General features: G+C 63.8%; 24 protein-coding genes and 1 tRNA gene. 10 read left to right on the top strand and 15 right to left on the bottom strand.

Annotated features, from left to right (window positions below; all coding sequences use genetic code 11):
- Positions 1–130: 130 nt before the first annotated feature.
- From gabD to JFU57_RS08475, 3 genes are all read right to left on the bottom strand, one after another.
- Complete coding sequence (gene gabD, locus JFU57_RS08485; protein WP_020296991.1) at positions 131–1,573, bottom strand: NADP-dependent succinate-semialdehyde dehydrogenase; 1,443 nt, start codon at positions 1,571–1,573, stop codon at positions 131–133.
- 348 nt (positions 1,574–1,921) lie between these two features.
- Positions 1,922–2,356, bottom strand: a complete 435-nt coding sequence (locus tag JFU57_RS33235; RefSeq protein ID WP_242487455.1) for a hypothetical protein — start codon at positions 2,354–2,356, stop codon at positions 1,922–1,924.
- A gap of 50 nt (positions 2,357–2,406) precedes the next feature.
- A complete protein-coding gene (locus JFU57_RS08475; RefSeq protein WP_201128886.1) occupies positions 2,407–2,646 on the bottom strand; it encodes a hypothetical protein in 240 nt (79 codons plus the stop codon).
- 244 nt (positions 2,647–2,890) lie between these two features.
- On the opposite strand from JFU57_RS08475, the gene JFU57_RS08470 reads away from it, so the two are divergent.
- Positions 2,891–2,967, top strand: a tRNA-Arg gene (locus tag JFU57_RS08470).
- 193 nt (positions 2,968–3,160) lie between these two features.
- Here the strand turns inward: JFU57_RS08470 and JFU57_RS08465 are convergent.
- Positions 3,161–4,105 carry a LysR family transcriptional regulator gene (locus tag JFU57_RS08465; RefSeq protein WP_201128885.1) on the bottom strand — a complete coding sequence of 315 codons (945 nt, stop codon included), beginning with the start codon at positions 4,103–4,105 and terminating at the stop codon, positions 3,161–3,163.
- A 120-nt stretch (positions 4,106–4,225) separates the two neighbouring features.
- Between JFU57_RS08465 and JFU57_RS08460 the strand changes: the two genes are divergently transcribed.
- The 9 genes from JFU57_RS08460 to JFU57_RS08420 all read left to right on the top strand — a co-directional run bounded on the left by JFU57_RS08460 (position 4,226) and on the right by JFU57_RS08420 (position 12,680).
- Positions 4,226–5,101, top strand: coding sequence for an amidohydrolase family protein (locus JFU57_RS08460; protein WP_201128883.1), 876 nt, complete (start codon positions 4,226–4,228; stop codon positions 5,099–5,101).
- A 372-nt stretch (positions 5,102–5,473) separates the two neighbouring features.
- Positions 5,474–6,658, top strand: coding sequence for an L-rhamnonate dehydratase (rhmD, locus tag JFU57_RS08455; RefSeq protein WP_201128881.1), 1,185 nt, complete (start codon positions 5,474–5,476; stop codon positions 6,656–6,658).
- Positions 6,659–6,673: 15 nt separating this feature from the next.
- Entirely contained in the window at positions 6,674–6,994 is a 321-nt protein-coding gene (gene rhaM / locus JFU57_RS08450; protein ID WP_201128879.1) for an L-rhamnose mutarotase, read from the top strand.
- Between the two features lie 61 nt (positions 6,995–7,055).
- Positions 7,056–8,114, top strand: a complete 1,059-nt coding sequence (rhaT, locus tag JFU57_RS08445; RefSeq protein WP_078469207.1) for an L-rhamnose/proton symporter RhaT — start codon at positions 7,056–7,058, stop codon at positions 8,112–8,114.
- 24 nt (positions 8,115–8,138) lie between these two features.
- Positions 8,139–8,909: an SDR family NAD(P)-dependent oxidoreductase gene (locus tag JFU57_RS08440; RefSeq protein ID WP_201128877.1), complete on the top strand. Its 771-nt coding sequence runs from the start codon at positions 8,139–8,141 to the stop codon at positions 8,907–8,909.
- 15 nt (positions 8,910–8,924) lie between these two features.
- The gene (locus tag JFU57_RS08435) at positions 8,925–9,731 is read left to right on the top strand and encodes an HpcH/HpaI aldolase family protein (protein ID WP_201128876.1); all 807 of its coding nucleotides are present in this window, start codon (positions 8,925–8,927) and stop codon (positions 9,729–9,731) included.
- Between the two features lie 146 nt (positions 9,732–9,877).
- On the top strand, positions 9,878–11,209 hold the full coding sequence (locus JFU57_RS08430; RefSeq protein ID WP_201128875.1) for a carbohydrate porin: 1,332 nt from the start codon (positions 9,878–9,880) through the stop codon (positions 11,207–11,209).
- A 155-nt stretch (positions 11,210–11,364) separates the two neighbouring features.
- Positions 11,365–12,219 (top strand): hypothetical protein, encoded by an 855-nt coding sequence (locus JFU57_RS08425; RefSeq protein ID WP_201128874.1) that lies wholly within the window; start codon positions 11,365–11,367, stop codon positions 12,217–12,219.
- Positions 12,216–12,680 carry a hypothetical protein gene (locus JFU57_RS08420; RefSeq protein WP_201128873.1) on the top strand — a complete coding sequence of 155 codons (465 nt, stop codon included), beginning with the start codon at positions 12,216–12,218 and terminating at the stop codon, positions 12,678–12,680. The genes JFU57_RS08425 and JFU57_RS08420 overlap by 4 nt, the downstream gene beginning before the upstream one ends.
- Before the next feature lie 60 nt (positions 12,681–12,740).
- Here JFU57_RS08420 and JFU57_RS08415 read toward each other — a convergent pair whose 3' ends face one another.
- The 11 genes from JFU57_RS08415 to pgaA form a co-directional block, all read right to left on the bottom strand.
- Positions 12,741–12,929: a hypothetical protein gene (locus tag JFU57_RS08415; protein ID WP_078469201.1), complete on the bottom strand. Its 189-nt coding sequence runs from the start codon at positions 12,927–12,929 to the stop codon at positions 12,741–12,743.
- Between the two features lie 82 nt (positions 12,930–13,011).
- Complete coding sequence (locus tag JFU57_RS08410) at positions 13,012–13,749, bottom strand: hypothetical protein (protein WP_201128872.1); 738 nt, start codon at positions 13,747–13,749, stop codon at positions 13,012–13,014.
- Positions 13,746–14,327 carry an RNA polymerase sigma factor gene (locus JFU57_RS08405; RefSeq protein WP_078469682.1) on the bottom strand — a complete coding sequence of 194 codons (582 nt, stop codon included), beginning with the start codon at positions 14,325–14,327 and terminating at the stop codon, positions 13,746–13,748. Before JFU57_RS08405 ends, JFU57_RS08410 begins: the two co-directional genes overlap by 4 nt.
- A gap of 37 nt (positions 14,328–14,364) precedes the next feature.
- Positions 14,365–16,131, bottom strand: coding sequence for a vWA domain-containing protein (locus JFU57_RS08400; protein ID WP_201128871.1), 1,767 nt, complete (start codon positions 16,129–16,131; stop codon positions 14,365–14,367).
- An 88-nt stretch (positions 16,132–16,219) separates the two neighbouring features.
- A complete protein-coding gene (locus tag JFU57_RS08395; protein ID WP_020297015.1) occupies positions 16,220–16,780 on the bottom strand; it encodes a YbhB/YbcL family Raf kinase inhibitor-like protein in 561 nt (186 codons plus the stop codon).
- A 159-nt stretch (positions 16,781–16,939) separates the two neighbouring features.
- The gene (locus JFU57_RS08390; protein WP_201128869.1) at positions 16,940–17,407 is read right to left on the bottom strand and encodes a hypothetical protein; all 468 of its coding nucleotides are present in this window, start codon (positions 17,405–17,407) and stop codon (positions 16,940–16,942) included.
- 6 nt (positions 17,408–17,413) lie between these two features.
- Positions 17,414–17,944 carry a hypothetical protein gene (locus tag JFU57_RS08385; RefSeq protein ID WP_201128867.1) on the bottom strand — a complete coding sequence of 177 codons (531 nt, stop codon included), beginning with the start codon at positions 17,942–17,944 and terminating at the stop codon, positions 17,414–17,416.
- 84 nt (positions 17,945–18,028) lie between these two features.
- Entirely contained in the window at positions 18,029–18,550 is a 522-nt protein-coding gene (gene pgaD / locus JFU57_RS08380; protein WP_201128865.1) for a poly-beta-1,6-N-acetyl-D-glucosamine biosynthesis protein PgaD, read from the bottom strand.
- Positions 18,550–19,899, bottom strand: a complete 1,350-nt coding sequence (pgaC, locus tag JFU57_RS08375; protein WP_201128863.1) for a poly-beta-1,6-N-acetyl-D-glucosamine synthase — start codon at positions 19,897–19,899, stop codon at positions 18,550–18,552. Before pgaC ends, pgaD begins: the two co-directional genes overlap by 1 nt.
- 3 nt (positions 19,900–19,902) lie before the next feature.
- On the bottom strand, positions 19,903–21,900 hold the full coding sequence (gene pgaB / locus JFU57_RS08370) for a poly-beta-1,6-N-acetyl-D-glucosamine N-deacetylase PgaB (RefSeq protein ID WP_201128861.1): 1,998 nt from the start codon (positions 21,898–21,900) through the stop codon (positions 19,903–19,905).
- A gap of 12 nt (positions 21,901–21,912) precedes the next feature.
- The gene (pgaA, locus tag JFU57_RS08365; protein ID WP_201128860.1) at positions 21,913–24,390 is read right to left on the bottom strand and encodes a poly-beta-1,6 N-acetyl-D-glucosamine export porin PgaA; all 2,478 of its coding nucleotides are present in this window, start codon (positions 24,388–24,390) and stop codon (positions 21,913–21,915) included.
- Positions 24,391–24,729 lie beyond the last annotated feature (339 nt).

Here is a 24,729-nt window from a genome sequence, read left to right as displayed (position 1 = left end):
GGGGCGGGGAAGCGCCTGCGACAGCATGCGATGATCGACTGCCGGAGCGGTCCCGGGCCACCTTGAAAAGTGCGTTTTTACAGCTGCGCAAAGGGACAGCGCTCTCGTGCCCTTTGCGCTTGAAACCGGATCAGATACCCAGGCAGAGGTATTTGATTTCCAGGTAATCCTCGATCCCGTACTTGGAACCTTCACGGCCCAGGCCCGAAGCCTTGATGCCGCCGAAAGGCGCGACTTCGTTGGAGATCAAACCGGTGTTGACGCCGACCATGCCGTATTCCAGGGCTTCAGCCACACGGAACACACGGCCCAGGTCACGGGCGTAGAAGTAGGACGCCAGGCCGAACTCGGTGTCGTTGGACATGGCGATGACTTCGGCTTCGTCTTTGAAGCGGAACAGCGGCGCCAATGGACCGAAGGTTTCTTCCTTGGCCACGGCCGCGTTTTTCGGCACGTTGGTGAGGATGGTCGGCTCGAAGAAGTTGCCTTCCATCACCTTGCCGCCAGCCAGCAGGGTCGCGCCTTTGCTCAGGGCGTCGGCGATGTGTTCCTGAACCTTGGCCACGGCCTTTTCATCGATCAGCGGACCGGTGGTGGTGCCTTCTTCCAGACCGTTGCCGATCTTCAGCTTGGCCACGGCCACTTTGAGTTTTTCGGCGAACGCGTCGTAGACCGAGTCCTGGATGTACAGGCGGTTGGCGCAGACGCAGGTCTGGCCGTTGTTGCGGTACTTGGAAATGATCGCGCCTTCGACGGCCTTATCCAGGTCCGCGTCGTCAAACACGATGAACGGCGCGTTACCGCCCAGTTCCAGGGAGACTTTCTTGATGTCCTTGGCGCATTCGGCCATCAGCTGGCGACCGATTTCGGTGGAGCCGGTGAAGGACAGCTTGCGCACGATCGGGTTGCTGGTCAGCTCGCCGCCGATGTCGCCGGCGCTGCCGGTAACCACGCTGAGTACGCCTTTCGGGATACCGGCGCGGTGCGCCAGTTCAACCAGGGCCAGGGCCGAGAATGGGGTTTGCGACGCAGGCTTGATGACCATGGTGCAACCGGCGGCCAGGGCCGGGCCGGCTTTACGGGTGATCATCGCCGCCGGGAAGTTCCACGGGGTGATGGCAGCGGTCACGCCGATCGGCTGCTTGATCACGATCAGGCGTTTGTCGGGCTGGTGGCCAGGAATCACGTCACCGTAGATGCGCTTGGCTTCTTCGGCGAACCACTCGATGAACGAGGCGGCGTAAACGATTTCGCCCTTGGCTTCGGCCAGTGGCTTGCCCTGTTCCAGGGTCATCAGGCGCGCGAGGTCGTCCTGGTTTTCGATCAGCAGCTCGTACCAGCGGCGCAGCTTGTTGGCGCGCTCCTTGGCGGTCAGTGCACGCCAGGCTGGCAGAGCGTTGTCGGCAGCTTCGATGGCGCGACGGGTTTCAGCGGCGCCCATTTTCGGCACGCTGCCGATGATTTCACCGGTGGCCGGGTTGTTCACTTTGATCGTCTGGCCATTGTCCGCGTCGACCCAGGCCCCATCGATAAAGGCTTGTTGGCGGAACAATTGGGTGTCTTTGAGCTGCATGTCGGCTTCCTTAACAGCACCGCGCAGGCGCGGGGCGAATTGTGATTGTTGAAAGGCGCCAACAGGTGGCTGCCGTCAGGGAATTCAATCACCGGGTGATGACAGAAAAAGCGCACAAAAGACACGCGCGCAGCGCAGCACCCGAGCGAGAGCGTTTGAAATCTCAAACGATCCTAGGGTCAACAGGGGTAAAGGACAATAGTCCGTTCGAAAAAAAGAACGAAAACGGCGCATTTGCCGAAAATTTCAGATCAGCGTGATTCCCAGCACCGATGCCAAAATGCCCCTGCGACCCGACAAGTCCCCAGGGGCGGCAAGCCGGACGCCCGACGCTGGAGATCCAGGCCCCTAGGATTGAAACGACTTGAGCAGCGCCAGCAGGCTCTTGAGGTCGTCGGGCGCCCCGGCCTGGGCCACTTTCTCGGTGCCTTCCGCGCCGGGTCGACCCACCAGATCATCAATCGACGTCAGCGGCTGCACAGCCGCAGTGCGAGCCGATAACTGAGCGTCGAGATTCGTCGCTTGAAGTGGCCGTGGCACCTCCTTGCTGGCCAAGAGTGGTGCGAGGTTTGCCTCGTTCGCCTTACGCCACGCATGCGGGTCAACGCCCTGCATAATCATCTCCATCACCTGTATGGCGTTTAGAGATGGCCGGCCACTGGCCGCCAGCGCCCATCTGTACCGCTCCAACAGCTCCTGTTCATAACTCTGCAATGGGCGCTTCAAATACCTTTCGGCAACTTGCAGGAAGGCGGCCATATCATTTTCAGGGGTGTCTGCCATCGAATATTCCCTCCCAGGGTGGGGTGCGAAGAAACAAAGACTCGCAAGAATCAGGCGCCCAGCGGCACGTCGCTGCTCACGATCACCAAGGCGTCCTCTGTGGGGGCGAGCGGCGCGTCTTGGCCAGGGCCTCCAGGCATCTGCTTGAGCAACACCGCCTGGGCCGCCAGCGCCAGCTTGCTGTCGCCATCGAAGTAAGCGGCGGGCGACGGCGAGGCCAGCCCATGGGCCTGGTGGGTGGTCTGGGTCAGCACGTCAGCGGCCTGCGGATTGACCAGGGAATCGGGCATATTTCTCTCCTTGATAAAGGGACTGTGCGACAGCGCCAAGACACAATGGCAACAGCCGGTTAAAAGTCGCCCAACGACTTTAGCGCAAAGTCAAAGCAGTGATGGCTATCTGCCTTTACCGCTGGTCGTCGGCCCAATAGGTGAAGAACAGCAGCACCTGCACACCCCGCCCCCACGCCCCGCGAGCGAAACAAAAACCGGCGTGGACGCCCCGGGCGGACATGGGTATGATGTCGCCCGCACTGCATCCGTAGCTCAGCTGGATAGAGTACTGCCCTCCGAAGGCAGGGGTCGTGGGTTCGAATCCCGCCGGGTGCACCAGATACATCGAAAAAGCCCCAGGTCTTATGGCCTGGGGCTTTTTTGTGGCCAGGGAAAACCAGCGGCATACGGATAGCCGTCTTTTTACCGCTTGCTCTGCACCGCACGCGTTTGACCGAGCATCTGGGCTGCGCCAGCCATCGTTCAAGCAAAGCCTGCGCGAACAGGCCGAACCGCTTGCCGCCCCCTCTTTTCACGCTCTGCGCTGCGCCCTCTCGCGCAGCATGTTCAAGAAAATCTCCAACTCCCGACTCAGCGGCTCGTCCTTCCTCAGCATCACCCCGAACGGGCTCAACTGCTCTTCTATCTCCAGGTCCAGGGCCGTCAGCAAACCGGTGTGCACGTGATCGCGGACCACGGTGTCGGTGAGGACCAGGATCGCGTCGGTGATTTGCACCAGTTGCAGCATGGCGAACACCGAGGTGCATTCGATGACGTCACTGGGGGAGGCGACGTCGAGGCGGGCGAAGGCGTTTTCCAGGGCGACGCGGGCGGGGCTGGTGTCGGGTTGCAGGATCCAGGGCCAGGCTTCGACCATTTCCGCGAGGTTGGGGGCGGTGACCTGGGTCAGCGGGTGGCCGGCGCGCACGACCACGGCCAGGTGTTCGTTGCCCAGGGGCTCGAAGGCGAAGCGCTGACGGTCCTGGGCGTGGGACAGGCGCGCCACGGCCACATCGATACGGCGCTGGTCCAGCAACTCGCTGAGCTGGTCGCTGGTGTCGCCCATGATCCGCAGGCGCAGCAGCGGGTGGCTGGCTTTCATCTCGGCGATGGATTGCACCACCAGGTCCGGCACCGCGCCCATGATCGCGCCCACCGCCAAGTAACCGTAACCGCCGGCCTGGCGGTCGGTGAGGTCTTCGGCGCAGCGCTCCAGGCCGTTGAGGGCGGCACGGGCGAAGCGCAGCAGTTCTTCGCCGAGGACCGTGGCGCGCATACCCCGGGATTGGCGTTCGAACAGGGTGCAGCCGAAGGCTTCTTCGATTTCCTGGAGCATGCGCGTGGTGGCCGGTTGCGACATGTTCAAGGCTTCGGCGGCGCGGTGCAGGTTCTGGCTGTTGCCCAGGGTCACCAGCATCAGCAGGTGCTTGTAGCGCAGGCGGTTGAACAGGCTGCGGGCGGTGATCGGCGTCGACATAAAGGCACCCTATTGTTGTTCTGATACCCGCAGGGTATCGCAATGCCCCAATCCCCTATTAGCTTTTGCGGGTCGGGTTTGTTATTCCGAAGCCCCCGACAATAACAATGGAGATCGCCTGTGAGCGCCCTCGCCCCCGCCGTCTATGCCGGCCCGATCATCGACTGCCACATCCACCTGTTCGATCCGCGCCGTGCCGAAGGCATCCCGTGGCCGACCCCGGCCGACAGCATTTACGCGCCTCATTTGCCCGAACATTACTGGACCCTGGCCCCGGCCCATGGCATCACCGGCGCGGTCGCGGTGGAGGCCAGCCCCTGGGTCGGGGACAACCGCTGGCTGCTCGAAACCTTGCGTGGCGATCCGCGGATGCTGGGTTTCGTCGGCAACCTGGACCCGGCCCACGGCCAGTTTCGCCAGGAACTGGAATGGCTGGAGCAGGAGCCGCTGTTTCTCGGCTTGCGCTACGGCAACCTGTGGGACCGCGACTTGCTGACGGATCAGGACCAGTCCGGGTTTCTCGACAACCTGCGGGGCCTCGCCGCCAGCGGGCGCAGCCTGGACAGTGCCAACCCCGACGGGCGCCTGCTGGATGGCCTGTTGAAGCTCAGCGAGCGCCTGCCGCAACTGCGGATCGTCATCGATCACCTGCCCAACGCCATGATCGAGCCCGGCGAGGAGCGAGCTTTTATGCGGCGGATCGAGGAGCTGGCGCAGCGCCCCAATGCGTTCGCCAAGCTGGCGGAGATTCCGCAGGTTCGCGAAGGGCAATTGCGGCTCGACCCAGGGTTTTACCGGGAGCGGATCGATGGCCTGTGGCAGGCATTTGGCGAGGACCGGTGTTTCTTTGGCAGCGACTGGCCGAACAGTGAGCAGGTGGCGGATTTCGACACCACCCTGGGTTTGGTGAAGCGCTGCATCGCGCAGTACTCCCTGGCGGCCCAGGAGAAGTTTTTTTATCGCAATGCGGCGCAGGCGTATGGCTTGAAGCTGTAGCCGCTGCCGCTGCCGCTGCCGAGGCAGCGGCTACAGGTGGCGGGTGGCGGGTGGCGCGATCGATACCTTGAGGGCATCAGTATTAAGTTTATTTGAATTAGTCAGCATCAATCCGCCTCCGTAAGCTCCCTCCCATGCACTTCGGCACGGCCTGCTCCCCGCAGGCGCTGCCCACCCTTTACGCCCCGATAAATCCAATAAGGAAACCGGCGTGATGAACAGCCCTACATGGTCTTGCCCACATTTCGCTGCGCTGTCGCTGCAGACGCGCCCGCCTTGCCCCCACCGACTTCCACGCCGCCACGGCTGACACCTTCAGCCCGGGTCTTCGACTCGCCCGCTGTTTGCCCCTTTGCCTTGCAGGAGAGCTTTATGAGCACACCGACCATCAAGCAGGTTCGCGCCTTCACCCTCACCGGAGGCGGCGCCGACTACCACGACCAGGCGGCCGGCCACTGGATCGACGATCACATCTCCACCCCCATGGGCCGCTACCCGGAATATCGCCAGAGCCGCCAGAGCTTCGGCATCAACGTGCTCGGCACCCTGGTGGTGGAGATCGAGGCCAGCGACGGCACCGTCGGTTTTGCGGTGACCACCGGCGGCGAGATCGGCGCCTTTATTGTCGAGAAGCACCTGGCGCGCTTCCTTGAAGGGGCCAAGGTCACCGACATCGAAAAAATCTGGGACCAGATGTACCACGCGACCCTCTACTACGGCCGCAAGGGCATCGTCCTCAACACCATTTCCGGGGTCGACCTGGCGCTCTGGGACTTGCTCGGCAAGATCCGTAAAGAGCCGGTGCACCAACTGCTGGGCGGGGCGGTGCGCGATGAGCTGCAGTTCTACTGCACCGGCGCCCGCCCGGACCTGGCCAAGGAGATGGGCTTTATCGGCGGCAAGATGCCCCTGCAATACGGCCCTGCCGAAGGCGAAGAGGGCCTGCGCAAGAACCTTGAGCACCTGGCCCATATGCGCGAAAAAGTCGGCGATGATTTCTGGCTGATGTTCGACTGCTGGATGAGCCTGGACCTGAACTACGCCACGCGCCTGGCCAAGGGCGCCGCCGAGTTCGGCCTGAAGTGGATCGAAGAGGCTCTGCCGCCGGACGATTACTGGGGCTACGCCGCCCTGCGCAAAAACGTGCCGAGCGGCATGCTGGTCACCACCGGCGAACATGAGGCCACGCGCTGGGGCTTTCGCATGCTGCTGGAAATGGGCTGCTGCGACATCATCCAGCCGGACGTCGGCTGGTGCGGCGGGATCACCGAGCTGATCAAGATCTCGGCCCTGGCCGATGCCCACAACGCCATGGTCGTGCCCCACGGCTCGTCGGTGTACAGCTACCACTTCGTGATCACCCGCACCAACAGCCCGTTCGCCGAGTTCCTCAACATGTCGCCCAAGGCCGACCAGATCGTGCCGATGTTTTCCCCGCAACTGCTGGGCGAACCGGTGCCGGTCAACGGCCGCATGCGCGCCTCGGTATTGGACAAGCCCGGCTTCGGCGTCGAGCTCAACCCCGAGTGCGCGCTCAACCGCCCTTACCCGCGCTGATCGAGGAGCCACGCCATGCAGACCCGTGCTTTTCGGATGAACCTCAACCCCGGTCAGGCGCAGGAATACCTGCGCCGCCACGATCAAATCTGGCCAGAGCTGGTGGCCTTGCTGCACGGGGCCGGGATCGAGGATTACCGAATCTTCCTCGACCCCCAGAGCCACGCCCTGTTCGCGGTGATGACCCACCAGGACGCCCACGGCCTGGACGACTTGCCCCGACACCCGGTGATGCAACGCTGGTGGCAATACATGCAAGACATCATGCCCAGCCATCCCGACGGCTCGCCGCTGAGCGTGGAGCTGCAACCGATGTTCGACCTGCCACGCCCTTGAACCGTGCCGGCGCCTCGGTGCCGGCCCTTATCGCTGATAAAAATAAGAAGGAAAGCGCAACGTGGAAATCATTTTTCTGGGAGTGATCCTGCACTTTATCGGCGGCTTCGCCTCCGGCAGTTTCTATATCCCCTACAAGAAAGTGGGTGGCTGGGCCTGGGAAAGCTACTGGATCACCGGCGGCCTGGTGTCCTGGCTGGTAGTGCCGCTGATTGCCGCGCAACTCACGGTGCCGGGCTTTGTCGAGATCCTGCGCAACGCCGACGGCGTCACCCTGTTCTGGACCTACTTTTTCGGCGTGCTGTGGGGCATCGGCGGGCTGACGTTCGGCCTGACCATGCGCTACCTCGGGCTGTCCCTGGGCATGTCGCTGATCATGGGCCTGACCTCGGCCCTGGGCGCGCTGATGCCACCGATCTACCGCGATCTGTTCACCGATGCCCAGGCCGGCACCTTCAGCGAAATGCTCGGCAACCCCGGTGGCCATTGGGTACTGATCGGCGTCCTGGTCTCGCTACTGGGCATCGCCCTGTGCGGCCGCGCCGGGCTGGTCAAGGAGCGGGAAGTACCGGACAGCACCAAGTTCGAAAGCGTCAAGGAGTTCTCCCTGGCCAAGGGCGCCCTGGTGGCACTGATCTCCGGGGTGCTCAGTGCCTGCTTCAGCTACGGTATCGCTGCCGGCCAACCCCTGGCCGAAGCCGCCATCGCCCACGGCGCCAACAGCCTGTTCCAGAACAACGTGACCTTTATGGTGATCATGTGGGGCGGCCTGACCACCAACGGCCTCTGGTGCCTGTGGCTGAACTACCGCAACCGCACCTTCCACAACTACACCGATCGCTCGACCCCGCTGCTGCGCAACTACCTGTTGGTGGCCACGGCCGGCACCCTGTGGTTCCTGCAGTTTTTCTTCTACGGCATGGGCGCCAGCCGCATGCACAACGACGCCAGCTCCTGGGTGTTGCACATGTCGTTCATCATCATCGTGTCCAACTTCTGGGGCCTGTACTTCCGTGAATGGCAGGGCACCAGCGCTCGAACCAAACAGGTGCTGCTACTGGGCATCGCGGTGATCCTGGCGTCCATCGCCATGGTTGGCTACGGCAATTACCTGGGCTGATCCCACTTCCAAAGGAGTCTCTTTATGTTGCTCAAAGACAAGACTGTCATCATCACCGGCGCCTCCCGTGGCATCGGCCGCGCTGCGGCCCTCGAATGCGCCCGCCAAGGTGGCCGGGTGGTGGCTGCCCACAGCGGCAGCGCCCAGGGCCACGAGTCCGCCGCGTCCCTGCTCAAGGAGATCGAGGCCTTCGGCGGCCAGGCGATCCAGATCGGCAGCGACGCCGCCGACCTCGACACCGGCGAGCGTCTGGTGGATGCCGCCGTCGAGGCCTTCGGCAGTGTCGATGTGTTCGTCAACAACGCCGGCATCTGCCCCTTCCACTCCTTCCTCGACATGCCCAAGGAGGTGTACCTGAAGACGGTGAACACCAACCTCAATGGCGCCTACTTCGCAGTGCAGGCCGCGGCCAACCAGATGAAACGCCAGGGCAGCGGCGGCGCGATCATCGCCGTCAGCTCCATCAGCGCCCTGGTGGGCGGCGGCATGCAAACCCACTACACGCCGACCAAGGCCGGCCTGCATTCGCTGATGCAGTCCTGCGCCATTGCCCTGGGGCCTTATGGCATTCGCTGCAACTCGGTGCTGCCGGGGTCGATCGCCACCGACATCAACAAGGACGACTTCGCCGACCCGGAAAAACGCGAGTACATGGTCAAGCGCACGCCCCTGGGCCGCCTCGGCGAACCCCATGACATCGCTGGGCCGATCGTATTTCTCGCGTCCGACATGGCCCGCTACGTCACCGGCGCCGCCCTGTTGGTGGACGGCGGTCTGTTCGTCAACCTGCAATAACCCAGGAGCCTCGCCATGCAGATGCCCCCTAACCGCTTCAAGGCTGCCCTGGCCGGCAGCAGCACCCAATACGGCTTGTGGGCCGGTTTTGCCACCGGCTACGCCGCGGAAATCGCCGCCAGCACCGGCTACGACTGGCTGCTGATCGATGGCGAACACGCGCCCAACACCGTGCCCAGCATCCTCGCCCAGCTCCAGGCAGTGGCGCCCTACGCCAGCGCGCCGGTGGTACGGGCGGTCAATGGCGACAGCAGCCTGATCAAGCAACTGCTGGATATCGGCGTACAGAGCCTGATGGTGCCCATGGTCGAAACCGCCGAGCAGGCGCGGCAACTGGTGCGCGCCATGCGTTATCCGCCCCACGGCATTCGCGGCGTCGGTGGCGGCCTGGCCCGGGCCACGCGCTGGGACGGGGTGCCCGACTACCTGGCCACGGCCCATGAAGAGCTGTGCCTGATCGTCCAGGTGGAATCGAAACTGGGGGTGGAAAACGTCGCCGATATCGCCGCCGTCGAAGGCGTGCACGCGGTGTTTGTCGGCCCGGCGGACCTGTCTTCAGGCCTGGGCTTTCCCGGCAACCCCGGGCACCCCGAGGTGCAGGCGCAGATCCGCACCGCCATCGATGCCACCCTGGCCGCCGGCAAGATCGCCGGGATCCTCGCGCCCTTTGAAGAGGACGCCCGCCGCTATCGCGAATGGGGTTGCCAGTTCATTGCCGTGGGCATCGATATCAGCCTGTTCCGCCAGGCCGCGCTGAACAATCTGGCGCGCTATCGCGAGCCGGACGGCGCCCCGGCGGCAGGCCCCTCCCGCACTTACTGAGCCGAACCTTTACGGGTCTGCCTGAGCAGGCCCGGGCTTTTTTTAAACATTCCGCGAACGGCGTGGCCACCACGTCGCGGATCACTGCGCCCGGAAATCCTCGCGCAGGGCTGTGCCCACAACAATAACAACAGGTAAATCCGCTCATGAACAAACACTTATCCGGGGCTGTACTGTGCTTGCTGGCCAGTGGTTTTTCCGCTGGTGCCTTCGCCTACGATGCCCTCGACGCCGAGTCGCCGTGGCTGCTGGGAGACTGGAACGGCCAGCGGCAAAAACTGGCGCAGCAGGGTTTTGACTTCACCCTCAAATACGTCGCCGAGCTGGGCTCCAACCTCGCCGGCGGTTATGACAGCAGCACCACGGCGCGGCTCAGCGACCAGATCATTCTCGGTGTCGACATGGACCTGCAAAAGCTCCTGGGCTGGCAGGACGCGACCTTGCGCATCGGCATCGGCGAACGCCATGGCAAGGACATCACCAATGACCGGGTGCACCACCCCGACGCCACCGGCATGACGTCGACCATGGAGGTCTACGGCGGCGGCAATGCCTGGCGCCTGTCACAGCTGTGGTACGAGCAGAAGTTCTTCGAGCGCAGGCTGGCAGTGAAACTGGGGCGCTTCGGCCATGGCGAAGACTTCGACCAGTTCCCCTGCGAATTCCAGAACGTGACCCTGTGCGGCTCCCAGGAAGGCAACTGGAACGGCACCTGGAACAGCTTCCCCATCAGCCAGTGGGCGATCCGCGTGCGCTACCACTTCACCCCCGAGTTCTACGTGCAGGCCGGCGCCTATGACAAAAACCCCGGCAACGCCGAGCTGAGCAATGGCTTCAAGCCGTTTATCGCAGGTTCGGTGGGCACCAGCTTCCCGCTGGAAGCGGTGTGGAAAGGCCGGATCAACGACCTCTCGTCCGAGTACCACCTGGGTTACTACTACAGCGATGTCGACGGTCGCGACATGCTCAAGGACGCCGACGGCAACGATGCCGCCCGCAGCGGCCAGCCCTACAAAAAGTACCGCGACAACAGCGGTTGGTGGCTCTCGGCCCAGCAGCAGTTGACCACGGTGGAGGGCAACAACAAGCGCGGGTTGAATGTGTTCACCAACATGACCTTCAACGACCCGGACAGCAGCATGATCGAGAACCTGATCCAGGTCGGCCTGATCTATCGCGGCCCGTTCGCCTCGCGCCCGGATGACACCATTGGTCTGGGCGCCTCGCGGCTCAAGGTCAACGACCGCTACAGCCGTAACGCTCAGGTGCTCAATGCCGACCACGGGGTGACGTCCATCGACGACGCACTCTATGTGCCGGAGCAAAAGCGCGAATACAGCTACGAGATCAACTACGGCTACCAGGCCACCCGCTGGCTGATGGTGCGGCCCAACCTGCAATACGTGAAGTACCCCGGCGGCGTGACCCAGACCGACTCGGCCGTGGTGGGCGGCGTGCAATTTATCGCCGATTTCTGAGGTGCCGTGATCGCGCCCTGCCAGCAGCCGCTTGCCGAAGCTGTCGTGGCGGGGCGCAACTTGCTACATTCGCGCCTTTCGCCAGAGGGCGCTGCATGGCCAGCGTCCCGGCCAGGTTCGCGGCGCCTCGCGCCGAGCCCGGACAGGAGGTCCCGATGCTGTGCCACCCCGGTTCCAACCAGCCTTACCAGCCGACCCTGCGGCATTGGGTCAGCTGCTTTATGCGCTATGACATGCCCCCCGCCCTCGACGCCGAACTCAGCCGCTACAACCCCAACGCCGACGAAGACCGCGACTACCTGATCCGCCAGCATTGTCTGGCCCGCACCCACGGCGAGGAAAATTTTCGCCATCGGCGGCTGTTGGTGGAAGTGCTGCAAGAAGCCCTGGCCGACCCTGGCTATGACTTCCAGCACGTGTGGGAGGACGACGAAGACGACTACGAAGACAGTCAGTGGCCCTCCACCTGGCCGGCCAGGATCGAAAACAGCCGGGATTTTTTCCAGCGCCTGCTGAACGCTGCCCAGGAGCTCTGGCGCGATGATCTGGCCCGCGCCAGCCTGCCGTCACTGGCGCACTGCCGGGCCCTCCCCGAGCGCGACCTGGGCACTTACGACTGGTTGTTCGCCGTCGATAACCCCGCAGCCTGGAAAGCCGTATTCGGCATGGCGGCCAGCCCCTATGACCTGGCCACCCGGGGCCCGGTGTTTCAAGACGAACAACTGAGCCTGCACCTGGCGGGCGCTCTGACGCGCCTGACATCACGACCTTCCACCTGGCCGGACAGCCAGGCGCCGAGCCATTGCGCCCTGGACCTGAGGGTGCAAGGGATCAGCGACCTGGCGGTCAGCGGCACACGCTTCGATGGCCGCGCCCGGACCCGAATCACCGCAGTGCCGGGCGGGTATTTTCTACAGCTGAAGATCGGTTTCGACTGCCTGATCGAATGCGTGGCGCTGTCGGTCAGCATCAGCAACGTCCAAGGTTCACGCGAGGAACCCCGCCCATGAGCAACAATTTCGAAGATGCCCTGCAGCGCCAGGAAATCCCGCAGTTCTTTCGCGGGCAGGGCCCGTATTTCACCCGTGATCCCGACTGGGGCGACCATATGTTCAGCATCAACTGGACGGATATTTTTCTCTACGTTCGCGACCATGCCGAAGGCGAGCAGCAACTGCGCGAGGGTTTCGAACTGTATGTGCACAGCCTCGAAGAAACCCTGGACGATGGCTTCAGCCTGCGGGAAAACCTCTTCGGTTATTACGCGACGCGCCTGCGCCGGGCACCGGACGGTCCCGACTGGCTGGCGGAACTGTCGCCGCTTTGCCGGCGGCGGATAGTCCAGCACCTGACGTGGTATCGCTGGCAGCTGGAAACCCAATGGCAGCTGTACCCCAACCGTGGCCAGCGCATGCGGGAGGCCGGCTGCCCGCCCGAGTTTCTCGACTTGAAGAGTTCGCCCTACCACTAAGCGTCGAGGGCAGTACAGGCGGGGCTGTCAAACCAAAACGCCGCGAGCGTGCTCGCGGCGTTATTTCGTGTCGGTATCGGGGGCCGGGGGCTCCGCGCTACCGGGAGCCGGCAATGGCTCCCCTTCGTCATCTTCTGCCTCAGCTTCCAGACCGAAATCCTTGCGGCTCTGCTTGATCGCCTGGCGTATGTCATTGCCCTTGGTCGGGCAATTCAATAGTTTGGCGATGCCGTCGATACGTGGCGCCATGGCCAATCTCCCACTTTGCGGACCTGGGCTCGATAGTGCTCGCTTTCAGCGCCGCAGACCAATTTTTGCGCAGCCTTTTGCATCATGGCCGCTGCAAGTCCTGCAATCGAGCCTGCACGTCCAGCTGTGGATAACGCTTGTGCAAAGCCTCCAGACGCTGGTCAGCCTCCTTCACCTGCCCCGCTTCACGCAGGCGCAACACCTCCCGCAACTCGTCGTCCACCGACCGCACCGGGACCGCCGCCCGCTTGCTGAGCATGGGCTTGCCCTTGGCCTGATCGGCCATGGGCTTGGCTACCTGGGCCGAGGCCTCGTCGCTGAGCATCTGGGTTTGGTCGCTGTACTCCCGGGCGGCGGGGCTGGCCGACAAACCGCCCATGGACGCCGCCGGGCGTGGAGCAGGCGCAGACATCGCGCCCTGCACCATCGGCTCCGGCACGCGCTCGGCCAGCTCGGCGGGGGCTGGCTCGGCCATTTGCCGGGCCATGGGCGCAATGGGCGCGGAGGCGGGAGCGGGAGCGGGAGCGGGAGCCGGCGCGGGTGCCATGATCGGCGTCGGGTAATGATCCGGCGAACGCTGGACCAGCACCAGGATCAAGGCCACGCCAAACAGGCTGGCGAACGCCATCTGCAGGCGGGGTTTCTGGCAGGCCTGCAACCAGCGCTGCCACAGGCTCGGCGCGGGTTTTGGCAGTTCACGCCGGGCGCTGGCCAGAATCAGTGCATCGAGGCTGGCCGGGGGCTCGCCCACGCTGTGCTGGCGGATGTGCTTGAGCATCTGTTCTTCGACAGAAGGTGGCGTTTGTCGGGCGTCAGTCATGTGAGTACCTCCTCGGCCAGGAGCCGACGCAGTTTTTTCAACGCATAACGGAAACGGCTCTTTACGGTTTCCAGCGGGGTTTGGGTGAGGCTGGCGATCTCTGGCAAGTCCAGGTCGCCATGGGCACGCAGCAGGAACACTTCGCGCTGGTCGGCCGGCAAGTCTTCGAGGGCCGCGTCGATGCGCTGCTGGTCACGGCTCAGGCTCAACTGTTGCTCCGGGCCCGGCGCGTCATCGACCTCACCGTGCATTTGCTCGTCGTAGCTGTCGTGCAACGGGTTGCGCTGCCCGTGCTTGCGCCAGTGATCGATCAGCCGGTTACGGGCGATCTGGTACAGCCAGGTGCGAAAGGTCGCCCGGCCCTGGGGCTGGCTGGTGCTGCGGATCAGGCTCAGCCAGGTGTCCTGGTACACCTCTTCGGCCAGCTCGGGCTTGTTGCACAGGCCCAGGAGAAAGCGGTACAGCCCCTGGCGATGGCGCTGATACAGCACCTCGAAGGCCGCCGGATCACCGGCGCGGTAGCGCGCCAGCAGCGCTTCATCGCTGCTGGCGGCGGAGGGTGGGTTCGCAGCCGCCATAGTGCTGATCAACTCCTGTTCGCTGCGGATCATGGTGTCATTCAAGTCGGCTCTGGATCTGGCTGTCGTCGCGCTGCGCGGCCAGGCCGGGTTGTGGGGCCTGAGTTTGCAGGCTTTGCGCCAGTTCAACCAGCTGCACGAACTCGCCGCGCAGGCCGTAATGGTCATCGCCCCGGGCGCCACGCGCCAGCTTCAGGGTGTCGTCGAGGCTGAAACTGCCGGTGTAGCGCCCGTCCTTGAGCTGCTGCGAGAACGCCGCCACGGCTGCGGCAAAACGCAGGTCGGTGCTGGCCGCCGCCAGCGTCGCAGGCTGGGACTGCGACATGATCGGGCGCTCGATCAAGCGGCTGCTACCGCCTTCGGGCGCCTTGTAGCGCACGCGCAACATCGCCAGTTCCGGGTTGTTGCTGCTCTCGCCTGCCGCCTTGCCCGAGGCATAGCGCAGGGGTTCGAGCCAGCCCTTCTCGCCCTTGGGCACGATTTCATAGAGCGCAGTCACCGTGTGCCCGGCGCCGATTTCCCCGGCATCGACCTTGTCGTTGTTAAAGTCCTCACGCTTGAGCGCGCGGTTCTCGTAGCCCAGCAAGCGGTACTCGCTGACCTGGGCCGGGTTGAATTCCACCTGCAGCTTCACGTCCTTGGCCACCACCGCCAGGGTCGAGCTGAGTTGATCCACCAGCACCTTGCGGGCCTCGCGCAGGTTGTCGATGTAGGCATAGTTGCCATCGCCGGCGTCGGCCAGTTGCTCCATCAGGTGCTCGTTGTAGTTATCCACACCAAAGCCCAGGGTGGTCAGCGAGACCCCGGTTTTGCGCTTGTCGGCAGCCATCTGCTTGAGGCTGTCGAAGTCGCTGATACCGACGTTGAAGTCGCCATCGGTGGCCAGCAGGATGCGGTTGATGCCGTCCTTGATAAACCCCTGGCGCGCCATCTGGTAGGCCAGCTCGATACCCGAAGCACCCGCCGTGGAGCCGCCGGCGGTGAGCTGCTCGATGGCATTGCGGATTTTCGCCTTGTCGCGCCCGGAAGTCGGTTCCAGCACCACCCGCGACTCACCGGCGTACACCACCAGCGACACGCGGTCCTGGTCGCGCAGTTGATCCACCAGCAATTTGAGGGTGCTTTTTACCAGGGGCAGGCCTTCGCGGCGGTCCATGGAGCCGGACACGTCCACCAAAAACACCAGGTTGGCCGGCGCCAGTTCGGCCACCGCGCGGTCCGAAGCCTTGATGCCGATACGCAGCAGACGGGTGTGGGGGTTCCACGGCGACGGCGCCAGCTCGGTGGTCACGCCAAAGGGCGAACCATCGCTGGGCAGTGCGTAGTCGTAGGGGAAGTAATTGACCATTTCCTCCAGGCGCACCGCACCTTCGGGGGGCAGGCTGCCCTGGTTCAGCAGGCGCCGCACATTGGCGTAGCCGCCGGTGTCGACGTCGGCGCTGAAAGTCGAGACCGGTGCCTGCGCCACGCTGTGGATCGGGTTGTCAGGCAGGGTCTGGTACTGCTCGCGCGATTCATCGCGATAGCCGGCAGGCTGCTGATCGGCGGCCATCATCGGCGCCGTCATCATCGGCCGGCTCATGCTGCGCTTGCTGACCACCGCATCGGCCCTCAACGCTTCGCTCTGCACCTGCGGCGCAACCGGGATCGGGGCCGGAGCCGGGATCAATACCCCGCTCGGCGAGGCTGGTTCGGCCGCGGTGACATCCGGCTTGGAAGAAACGCCGCAACCGGCGATCGCCAACAACAATCCGGCGGCGAAACCCTGTGCGGCCGGACGAAGGTAGTGCAGAGGAAGGGACATGGGGGCTGACCTCGGGAGAAAAGTAATCCATTCCCCCCTTCAGACGAAGCCCCTGTGCAATTCGGGTTAAGCCCCGTAAAAATTTTTTTCAGCGCACGTAGCGCCGCACCACGCTGCTGTTGCGCAGTACATGGCCGTTGATTTTCTCCAGCAGCTGGGCCCGGGTCAGGCCGGCCGGCAACGCGTCGGGCGCCAGGTCCAGGGCATAGATCTGGATCACATAGTGGTGCGCGCTGTCGCCAATCGGAGGGCAAGGGCCGACATAGGTGGTGGTCTTCTTGCTGTTGGTACCGCCCACGCCTTCCAGGGTCGACTTGCTCCCGGCACCGGCGGCGATCTGCCGGGTGGTCGGCTTGATTCCGTAATGCACCCAATGATCCACGCCCTGGCCTTTGGCGCCATCAGGGTCGTGCATGACGATCGCATAGCTCAAGGTCCCTTCCGGCCCGGCGGTCCAGCTCAGCGCCGGCGAATTGTTGTGCCCGCCACAGCCCTTGGCATCGCTGGCACTGCCAGAGGTGAAGAGACGGTCATCGGTGACACCGGGGATATTCAGGGTAAAACGCTCCTGGGCCTGAACCGGCAGTTGCAGGCACAGCAACAGGGCACTGGCGGTCAGCCAAGTAGTGCGAGAAGCAAAGCGAGACATACACAAGCACCTTTATTACGCGGAGGGTCGGTGAGCTGAAGACTATAGCTTGCACGACCGGCCATGACCGTTCGTGCAGCGCACGGGGGGTGATTGAGCTTTAGGTGGGGGGTGCTTGTAAATGGGCAAGCACGGGATTTCATCAACGCGGCCGGGCGATCAGCCCTGGTGCGCTTGCACACCCCGCTCAATCTCCCCGGCCAGGCTCCTGGGAAGCGCTCCATCGACATAGCGCTGGGCGATATCAAAAGGGTCGACACTCAAGCCTGGCCGCGGCGGGTAGGAGAACTCACCGACCACATAGCGGGCAAAGGCCGTCGACCGGGGATCTTCATCCACCTGCCAGCAGCCGTCATAGGCCGTCAGCAGGTACTCGCCGATAAAGTAGCCAATGCGCGTGATCAACCAGATCCGATTGTGTTCTTCCACCTCCAGGTGGTTGAAGGCGCGTTCCAGCAGCGGCAGGAATTTCGCCGGTGCAATCAATACCTCGTAGGCATTCTCACCGCCAATGGCCTCGACAAACTGATGCAGCACCGGCAAACGCTCCGCCTTGAATACGGCAAACTCCGCCAGCCTGCGGGCCAATAGCGCGCTATCGGCTTCGCTTATAAACAGATCTGTCATCGCTGATTACTCTCCTGACCTGAGTGCATTGACCGGTAAATGCCGGGCCAGTTTCCGAGCCCGGTGTCGCACGTTCTGTGTCGGTCCGTTCTCGCTCAGGGTGTGCAGGGCTGCCTGCACCGTGGCGCAGCGGACGCCGTCCGCCGCCCATTGCAGGGCCCGGGTCGTCCAGTATTCGCTCGGACTTAGCAAGCCGGTGGCGACCACCCGGGCAAAGGGAAAGTGTTCGCCAATGGCTTGGGGCAATCCATGCCGATCCAGGCCCTCGCTGAGCAGCGCGCGGACCTGCTCCAGGGGCATCTCCAGCAGCGGCAGCAGCGCCACCAGCGCCGCACCCTCGATGCAGGGCATAACCCGCTGGTCATGCACTTGCACCCAGGCCCCCTGAGGCGAAAGGCCGATGCCGACTCGCCCTTGGGCAAACGCGAAGATGGGCAACCAATCCAGGGCCGGGCCGGCTTGCGGCGCAACGGTGATCCAGGGCAGCGGCAACTGGCTGACAAGGGTCGCAAGGGCCGCCGGTAACTCATCGTGCATCTGCTTCATCCCTGGTTTTAGCGGGCAATAAAAAGCCCCGGGAAACGGGGCTTTTCAGCGTTCGGCGCATTGTGCCAAAGGGGCTCAGGCCTTGTCTTTGCCCTTGCCGTCTTCATCCGGCAGGTGGATGACCCGGGTCGGCGTGACGGCGGCCAGCGGCGGATGCAATTGGTCCTGCGGCTCGATGCGATAGAACTGGGTGGCGACGTGGCTGATGCCGCCCTCTTCGTCGTTGTGCACGACCATGGTGCCCGGCAGGCGGATGCGGGTGAAATTGTCTTCGCTGAGGTTGAAGGTTTCGCTCAGGCGCTGATCGTCCACCACTGGTGCCGGCAGGCGGGGCGGATACTTGCGGTTTCGCAGTTGTCGGTAGCGCGCCCAGCCGATCAGCAATGCGGCGTTGACCAGCGCGATCCAGAGGTAGATCTCCAGGGTGCTCAAGGCGTCGAGCAGGCTGACATCGATGCGCGGCCCGCCTTCATGGGAACCGACCAGCGGCAACAGGCCACGCACCAACAGGTACAGCAGGCCAATCCATGCCAGTACGGTGAAAAACACATCGACGACCACCAGGAACGGGCGTTGACGGGTTCTGATGATTTTCATCAGTTCACCTCCTCTTCATCATCTATCGGCTTGATGCCGCGGTCGGGGCTGACCCAGCGCGCCCGTTTCTGATGTCTCCCAAACAGCACCTTGGGAAAGCTGACCAGTGTGGTGAGCAAGCTGATGAACCAGAACACCAGGGGGTACCAGACCACCCAGAACATGGTCTTCCACAGGTCCTTTTCATATCGTCGGTCGATCAGGATGCTGACCGCGAACTGCATCAGGCACACCATTGCCAGCACCAGGCCGGTAAAGGCCGGCGGCAACAGGTGGTGCACAGCGATGGCCTCGGGCATCTCGATGAATTTGCCCACGGCCCAGAAGATCACCGACAGCAGGAAGGTGAAGGCCCAGCCGGTGGACAGGCAGTAATCGAACAGCAGGGTCCACAGGTAGCGGTGGCGCCATTCCCAGATGCCGCGAATGTTCTTGAACAGCACCTCGGCGCCGCCCTGGGCCCAGCGCAGGCGCTGCTTCCACAGGCCGCCCAGGGTTTCCGGCATCAGGATCCAGCACAGCGCCCGGGGCTCGTAGAAGATCGTCCAGTGGTCCAGTTGCAGCTTCCAGCTGATGTCGATGTCTTCGGTGATCATGTCCGGGCTCCAGTAGCCCACCCGGTGCAACGCGGTGCGACGGAAGGCGACGATCACCCCGGAGACGGTGAAGACTTTGCCGAACACCCGCTGGGTGCGCTTGATCAGGCCGATGATCGAGGAGAACTCGCCGACCTGCACCCGACCGACCAGGGTCGAACGGGTGCGGATCCGTGGGTTGCCGGTCACTGCCCCGAGACGGGTGTTGTGCAGCATCGGCGCCACCAGGTACGCCGCGGTATTGGGCGCCAGCAACGCATCGCCGTCGATGCACACCAGGTATTCGCTGCGCGCAGCCACGGCGCCCATGCGCAGGGCCACGGCCTTGCCCTGGTTTTCCGCCAGGTGCAGCACACGCAGGCGTGGGTCCTGCAGGGCCAGGGCATCGAGGACCTGGGCGGTGTTGTCCTTGGAGCCATCGTTGATGGCGATCACTTCGATGTTCGGGTAGTGCTGGCCCAGCGCGGCATGGATGGTGTCGGCGGCGTTATCCCCTTCGTTGTAGCAAGGGATCAGGATGGTGATCAGCGGCTCGCCTTCCAGCACCGGCGGCAGGGTGTCTTCCTTCCACGGCCAGTGGCGCTCCCAGTGCAGCCAGTAGTACAGGCCGCCGGCGATCCACAGCCCCGACATGAACAACGGGTAGAAGAACACGAAGTCCATCAGGAACTGGCCCGTGACCAGGAAAATAAGGCCCAGCGGCACCCCGAGGACAATCGCCAGCACCAATAGGGCTAAGAGTCGATCGATCATGATTCAAGGGTTCCATTTGTTGGAGAGCGCGGGCCGAACTGTTTTCAGGTCCGGCGAGTTCTCAAGGAAGTTGTCCGGGTAGTAACCAAAGCTGGTTGCGCCCTGACGCTTGAGACGGCCCATCCAGTCAGCCATCTGTTCAGCGGAGATATCCGCCGCCGGTTTTGCCGCCCAATCCCGGGCCTGCAATTCAAACACCGTGCGCTTGAGGGCGCCCGGCCGTGCCTTGACCGTGGCCACCAGGTCTTCGAGCCAGGCCCCCGACTGGTGCACGTTTTTGCCCTCCATCAGCGGCATGGCCATGGGCGCGGTCCAGTCGTAGTTGGCCAGGAAGTTGTCGAGGTTCTGCGCGAACCAGGCCTCACTGTCGGGGTTGAGCATCGGCTCGGCGAACAGGTTGCGTGCGGTCTGCACCTGAGGACCGCGAATGGCGCGAACCTTGGCGGTCAGCTCATGGGTGAAATCGGTCAGGTAGCGGGTCTTGAACTGAGTCCAGCGCTGCAACGTGGCCGGGTCGGCGCGCAGGGCCGCGATCGAGCCGGGCAAGCCGTTGGCGGTATACACCCGCAGGGCGGCGGGGCTGGCGTCTTCGAAATCGGAAAGCACCGCGTCGTCGTGGTAGAGGATGCCGTCGACCGAAGTCAGGCGCGCCACGTCCTGGTAGATCTCGCCAATGACTCGCCGTACCTCGGGGTCGAACGGCGACAGCCGCTGGTATTGCTTGGGATCGGTGGACACCTGCCCGGTGGCCGGGTCCCAGCGGGTCACCCGTGGCAGCTTGGAGTCCAGGGCAAAGCTCAGCACCGGCATCCAGGCGAAGACTTTGACGTGGGCCCGGGTCCGCAGTTGCCAGGCCACGCGGTCGAAGATGTCGGCACGCACCGGCAGGTGGCGGTTGGGGAAGTACAGCGAGTGCACCAGGCCGTCACCCTTGGGGTCGGCGAAGGCTTGCAGGAACACGGTGTTGGCCCCCATGTCCGACATGCGCTGCACCAGCTTGCCGAGGTTGATCTCCTGCTGCGCCGGGTCGGGGTCGTAGACGTTATCCAGGTCCACGTGCACCACGCGCATCGGCGCGTCGGCCTGAACGCCGGTGATGCTGTTGGAGAAGTGCATGCCATCCGGGTCGGATGCCACCAGGAAACGCGGGCTGCTCATCAGGTTGTCGAGGGCATCGAGCCCGTCGTCGAGGGTCAGGGCCATCTGGTAACCCTGGTCGCCGATGACTTGCAGCGCCGTGCCGTCAGCCACCCCATAGGGCCAGACCCAGACCCGTGGGTTGTAGCCGGTGACTGCGCGAATTTTCTTGGAGATGGTCGCTACGTCGTTGCGCAGGCGTGCCTGGAAGTCGGCCTCGCTTTCATAGCGGCCGGTGGTTGCATCGTAGCGCCGGGTGGCGGCTGCCGGTTGCAGGTTGCCTTGCGGGTTGGCCAGCACGCCTTTGTGGCTGGCGTCGGTGTGGGCGGCGATTTCCACCAGCCCGGACTGGGAAATTTCGCGGATTTGCGCCCAGGTCAGAAACTGCGAACGCGGACGCATTTCACCGGCAAAGTCCACCTTCTGGTCGGCCGGGGTGTCGATCCATACACCCACCGGCGCCAGCAACGCGTGCCAGTTGTAGCTGCGCAGTACCGGCAGCACCCGGGTATAGAAGCTGGAATAGCCGTCGTCGAAGCTCAGCAGGATGGCCTTGGGCGGCAGCTCGGGGCCGCCTTTGCGCGCCGCCAGGATCTGGTCGATAGTCACCGGCCGATAGTTGTTTTCGCGCAGCCAGGCCAGCTGTTCGATCATGCGCTCGGTGCGCACCGCCACCACCGCCTGATCGGGGTCGCGGTCTTCGACGTCGTGATAGGCGATGCCCAGGACATGGTTTTTCGGCCATGGGGCCTCATTGTCCGGCAGCGGGCGTTGGGCCGGCGGCACGAACTCCGGGGCTTGTTGGGCGCAGGCGCTGAGAATCAGGACTCCCAGCAGGAGGATGCAACGGGTGATCAGAGGCATCGTCAAACTCTTCTAGAAGCGATAGGTAAGGTCGAGAAGCAGCCGCAGGTCGGTTTCCCGATCGCCGTCGTAAGGCCGGTTGATCACACTCAAGTTGGCCCCTGCTTCGAACACGTCATTCCAGGTCACGCGCTGGCCGTAACCCAGCAGCCAGACGCCACCAGTGGAGTAGTCACGCTGGCTGTAGGTACCGGCCCCGGCCTGGAACTGCTGGCTCCACGAGGTTTCGTAACGGTGGTAGAGCACGTGGTTGACGTTGACCGTCGGCAACACGCTGAAGTCCGACTTGGGGTTGAAGTACGGCGTGTCTTCCTTGGTGTTGTGGCTGGCGCCGACTTCCAGTCCCAGATCGACCTGCACGTGGGGCGAGGCGTACACGCCCTCGCGACCGGTGAGCAAGGCTTCAAGGCGGTTGTTGCCATCGCTGAAGTGCGAGGGGCTCAAGGCCAACTTCCATTCGCGGCTTTCGTTGGCGCGCCAGCGCAGGAATGCACTGCCGCCGTTGGACGTGACATCGCTGTTCAGCGCCCGTAGTGGGGTGTTGGCCGACAGGTATTCGAGGCTGCCGCCGTATTGCCAGTGATCGTCGATATCCCGCGCCAGCGACACTCGGGCCCCGAGCTTGTCGCCGTAGCCGTAGGAATGGTTGGAGACCTCGGCCTCCAGGGTCATGTCCCGGGTGCGTTGCTCTACGCCCAGGCGCTGCCAGCGATGGTGGCCGGTGCCTTCCTGGAAATCCCCGGTGGCGTAACCGACGCCGCCGAACAGGCGCCAGTCTTCATTGATGGGCGGGCTGTAGAGCACGCTTTCGATGCCGAAATCCCGGCTCCCGGACACGGCCCCGGCACCATTGTTGCCACCGCCGTAGCTCTTGCCGCCGTAGGTCTCGACCCGCAGTTCGGCCATGTCGTGGACGTCCCGCTGGCGCGCCAGACGCTGGACCTGGCGGTTGTCCGGGAAGCGCTCCAGGGTGTCATCGGTGAGCGCGTCCATCTGCCGCCATTCCTGCAGATCCATCGCGGTGTGGCCCTGGGCGACCTCAAGGCCGATATCGCGCGGCACCAAGCTCTCGGTTTCCTTGAGCAGGCTTTCCGCGCGGCGCGGCCAGTCCCGGGCCAGGTACAGATCGGCCTGGGCCAGGCGCAGGCCGGTGTTGCCCGGCGCCTGGTCGACCAGGGCCGCAAGCCGCTGTTCACTGTCAGGCAGGTCAGCGCTGTAGGTGCCGGACTGGGCCAGCAATTGCTGCGCGTCCATCCAGTCATCGTTGGGGTTGCCGATCGGCAGCCCCTTGAGTTCAACCCGTGGCCGCTGGCTTTGCGCCAGGTCGCTGGCGACCTTTTGCGCTTCTTCCGGGCGGTCGCTTTCCAGCAGCGCGTAGTACAAGGCGGTGCTGTCTTCGACCTTGTTCGCACTGTCGGCATCCGGCGCCGCCAGGACCTCGCGATACAGGTCGCTGGCGATTTCCGGCTCGCGCTGATCAAGGAAGGACGCGGCGACCCAACGCATGGCGTAGGTTGGAATGGTCACGCCCTCGGCCACCAACTGGTGATATTGGCGGATCACTTCGTCGGTGCGCGAGCGATACCGCAGCGCGCCCAGGCGATCGATGCGCCAGCGAGTCACGTCTTCCTTGGCTTGCGGGTCCGGAGTCCAGGTGCCGAGCAACTGGTCGTAATCGGCCAGGGCACGGTCGGCGATGACGAAGCGTTCTTTTTCACTGCGGGTGGCAAACTCGGCCAGGCGCACGCGCTCGGCCGCCACGTCGCCTTCCAGGCGGCGCTGGGTCACCGGATCGAGCAGCCCGGGGCGCTGGCGAGCCAGGCGCAGGGCCGGCTCCGGCAAGCGTGCCCGCTGCAGGGCGACAATGTATTCACGGGCGACTTCAGGCTTGTTGCCGGCGCGGACAAACGCCTGGTCGTATTCGAACAAAGCATCATAGGGCGCGCCCGAACGGGTCAGCGCGTAACCCAGTGCCAGACGGCGCGCCGGGTCATCGGGCTTGGCCGCCACCAGGGCTCGGGCCCGGGCAACCGCCTCGGCGGGCTGGCCGGCATCGGCCTGGGTCATGGCCAGGCCCAGTTGCAGGTCGGCGTTTTGCGGGTCGCGCTCCAGGGCCTTACGGTAGACCTGGGTCGCCGAATCCCAGCGTTTGAGGTTGCGATAGGCGCGAGCCGTGGCGGTCAACGCCTGCACCGGCAATACCCGGTTGCGCGCCTGATGCTCATAGACGTCCACCACCTCTGAATCGAGGCCGGCCCAACTGGCAATTTGCAGGTGGTCGCTGACCAGCCCATTGGTCAACTGATCGGGCGGTACGGCGCGCAGATGGGTCAGGGCCGGAGCGTAAGTACCGGCCCGCGCCTGGATAATCAGTTGGTCATAGGCCGCGTCGGCAAACGCCAGGGTCGGCCAGAGCAACTGGCTGCACAACGCCAGGCGAAACAGCGGTCGCAAACCATAGAGGCGAACGGGATGAACAATAAACGGCATTTCGTCAGCATCCTTAATGGCTAGCCGAGGTCTTGCGCCCCCTGCTGGTTACGCGCCGGAAAGCCGGAATCAGAAGATCCGGCTAAATCTTTTCGAGTGGATTCTTTCACGCAAGGTTAGACGAGAATTTGCAGCGCAATATTTATTCAGATTCATTTCCCGCCCAAGGTTTCGGAAATTTGAACCCGTTGGGTTTTCCCCAAGAGCTCAAGCCCGGAGTTTGCGGATCGCCATCAGGCTCCAGACATTTTTTGCGCGCACAGCAAAACGCCCGATCCTGTTTGAAAACAGGCGTCGGGCGTCAGATTGCTACAACGTTGTCGGCCGGCGGTGACCGAC

The sequence above is a fragment of the Pseudomonas sp. TH07 genome, assembly GCF_016651285.1.
Lineage (GTDB): Bacteria > Pseudomonadota > Gammaproteobacteria > Pseudomonadales > Pseudomonadaceae > Aquipseudomonas.
The sequence above is the reverse complement of the archived record's forward strand: the minus strand, read 5'-3'. Positions and strand labels throughout refer to the sequence as shown.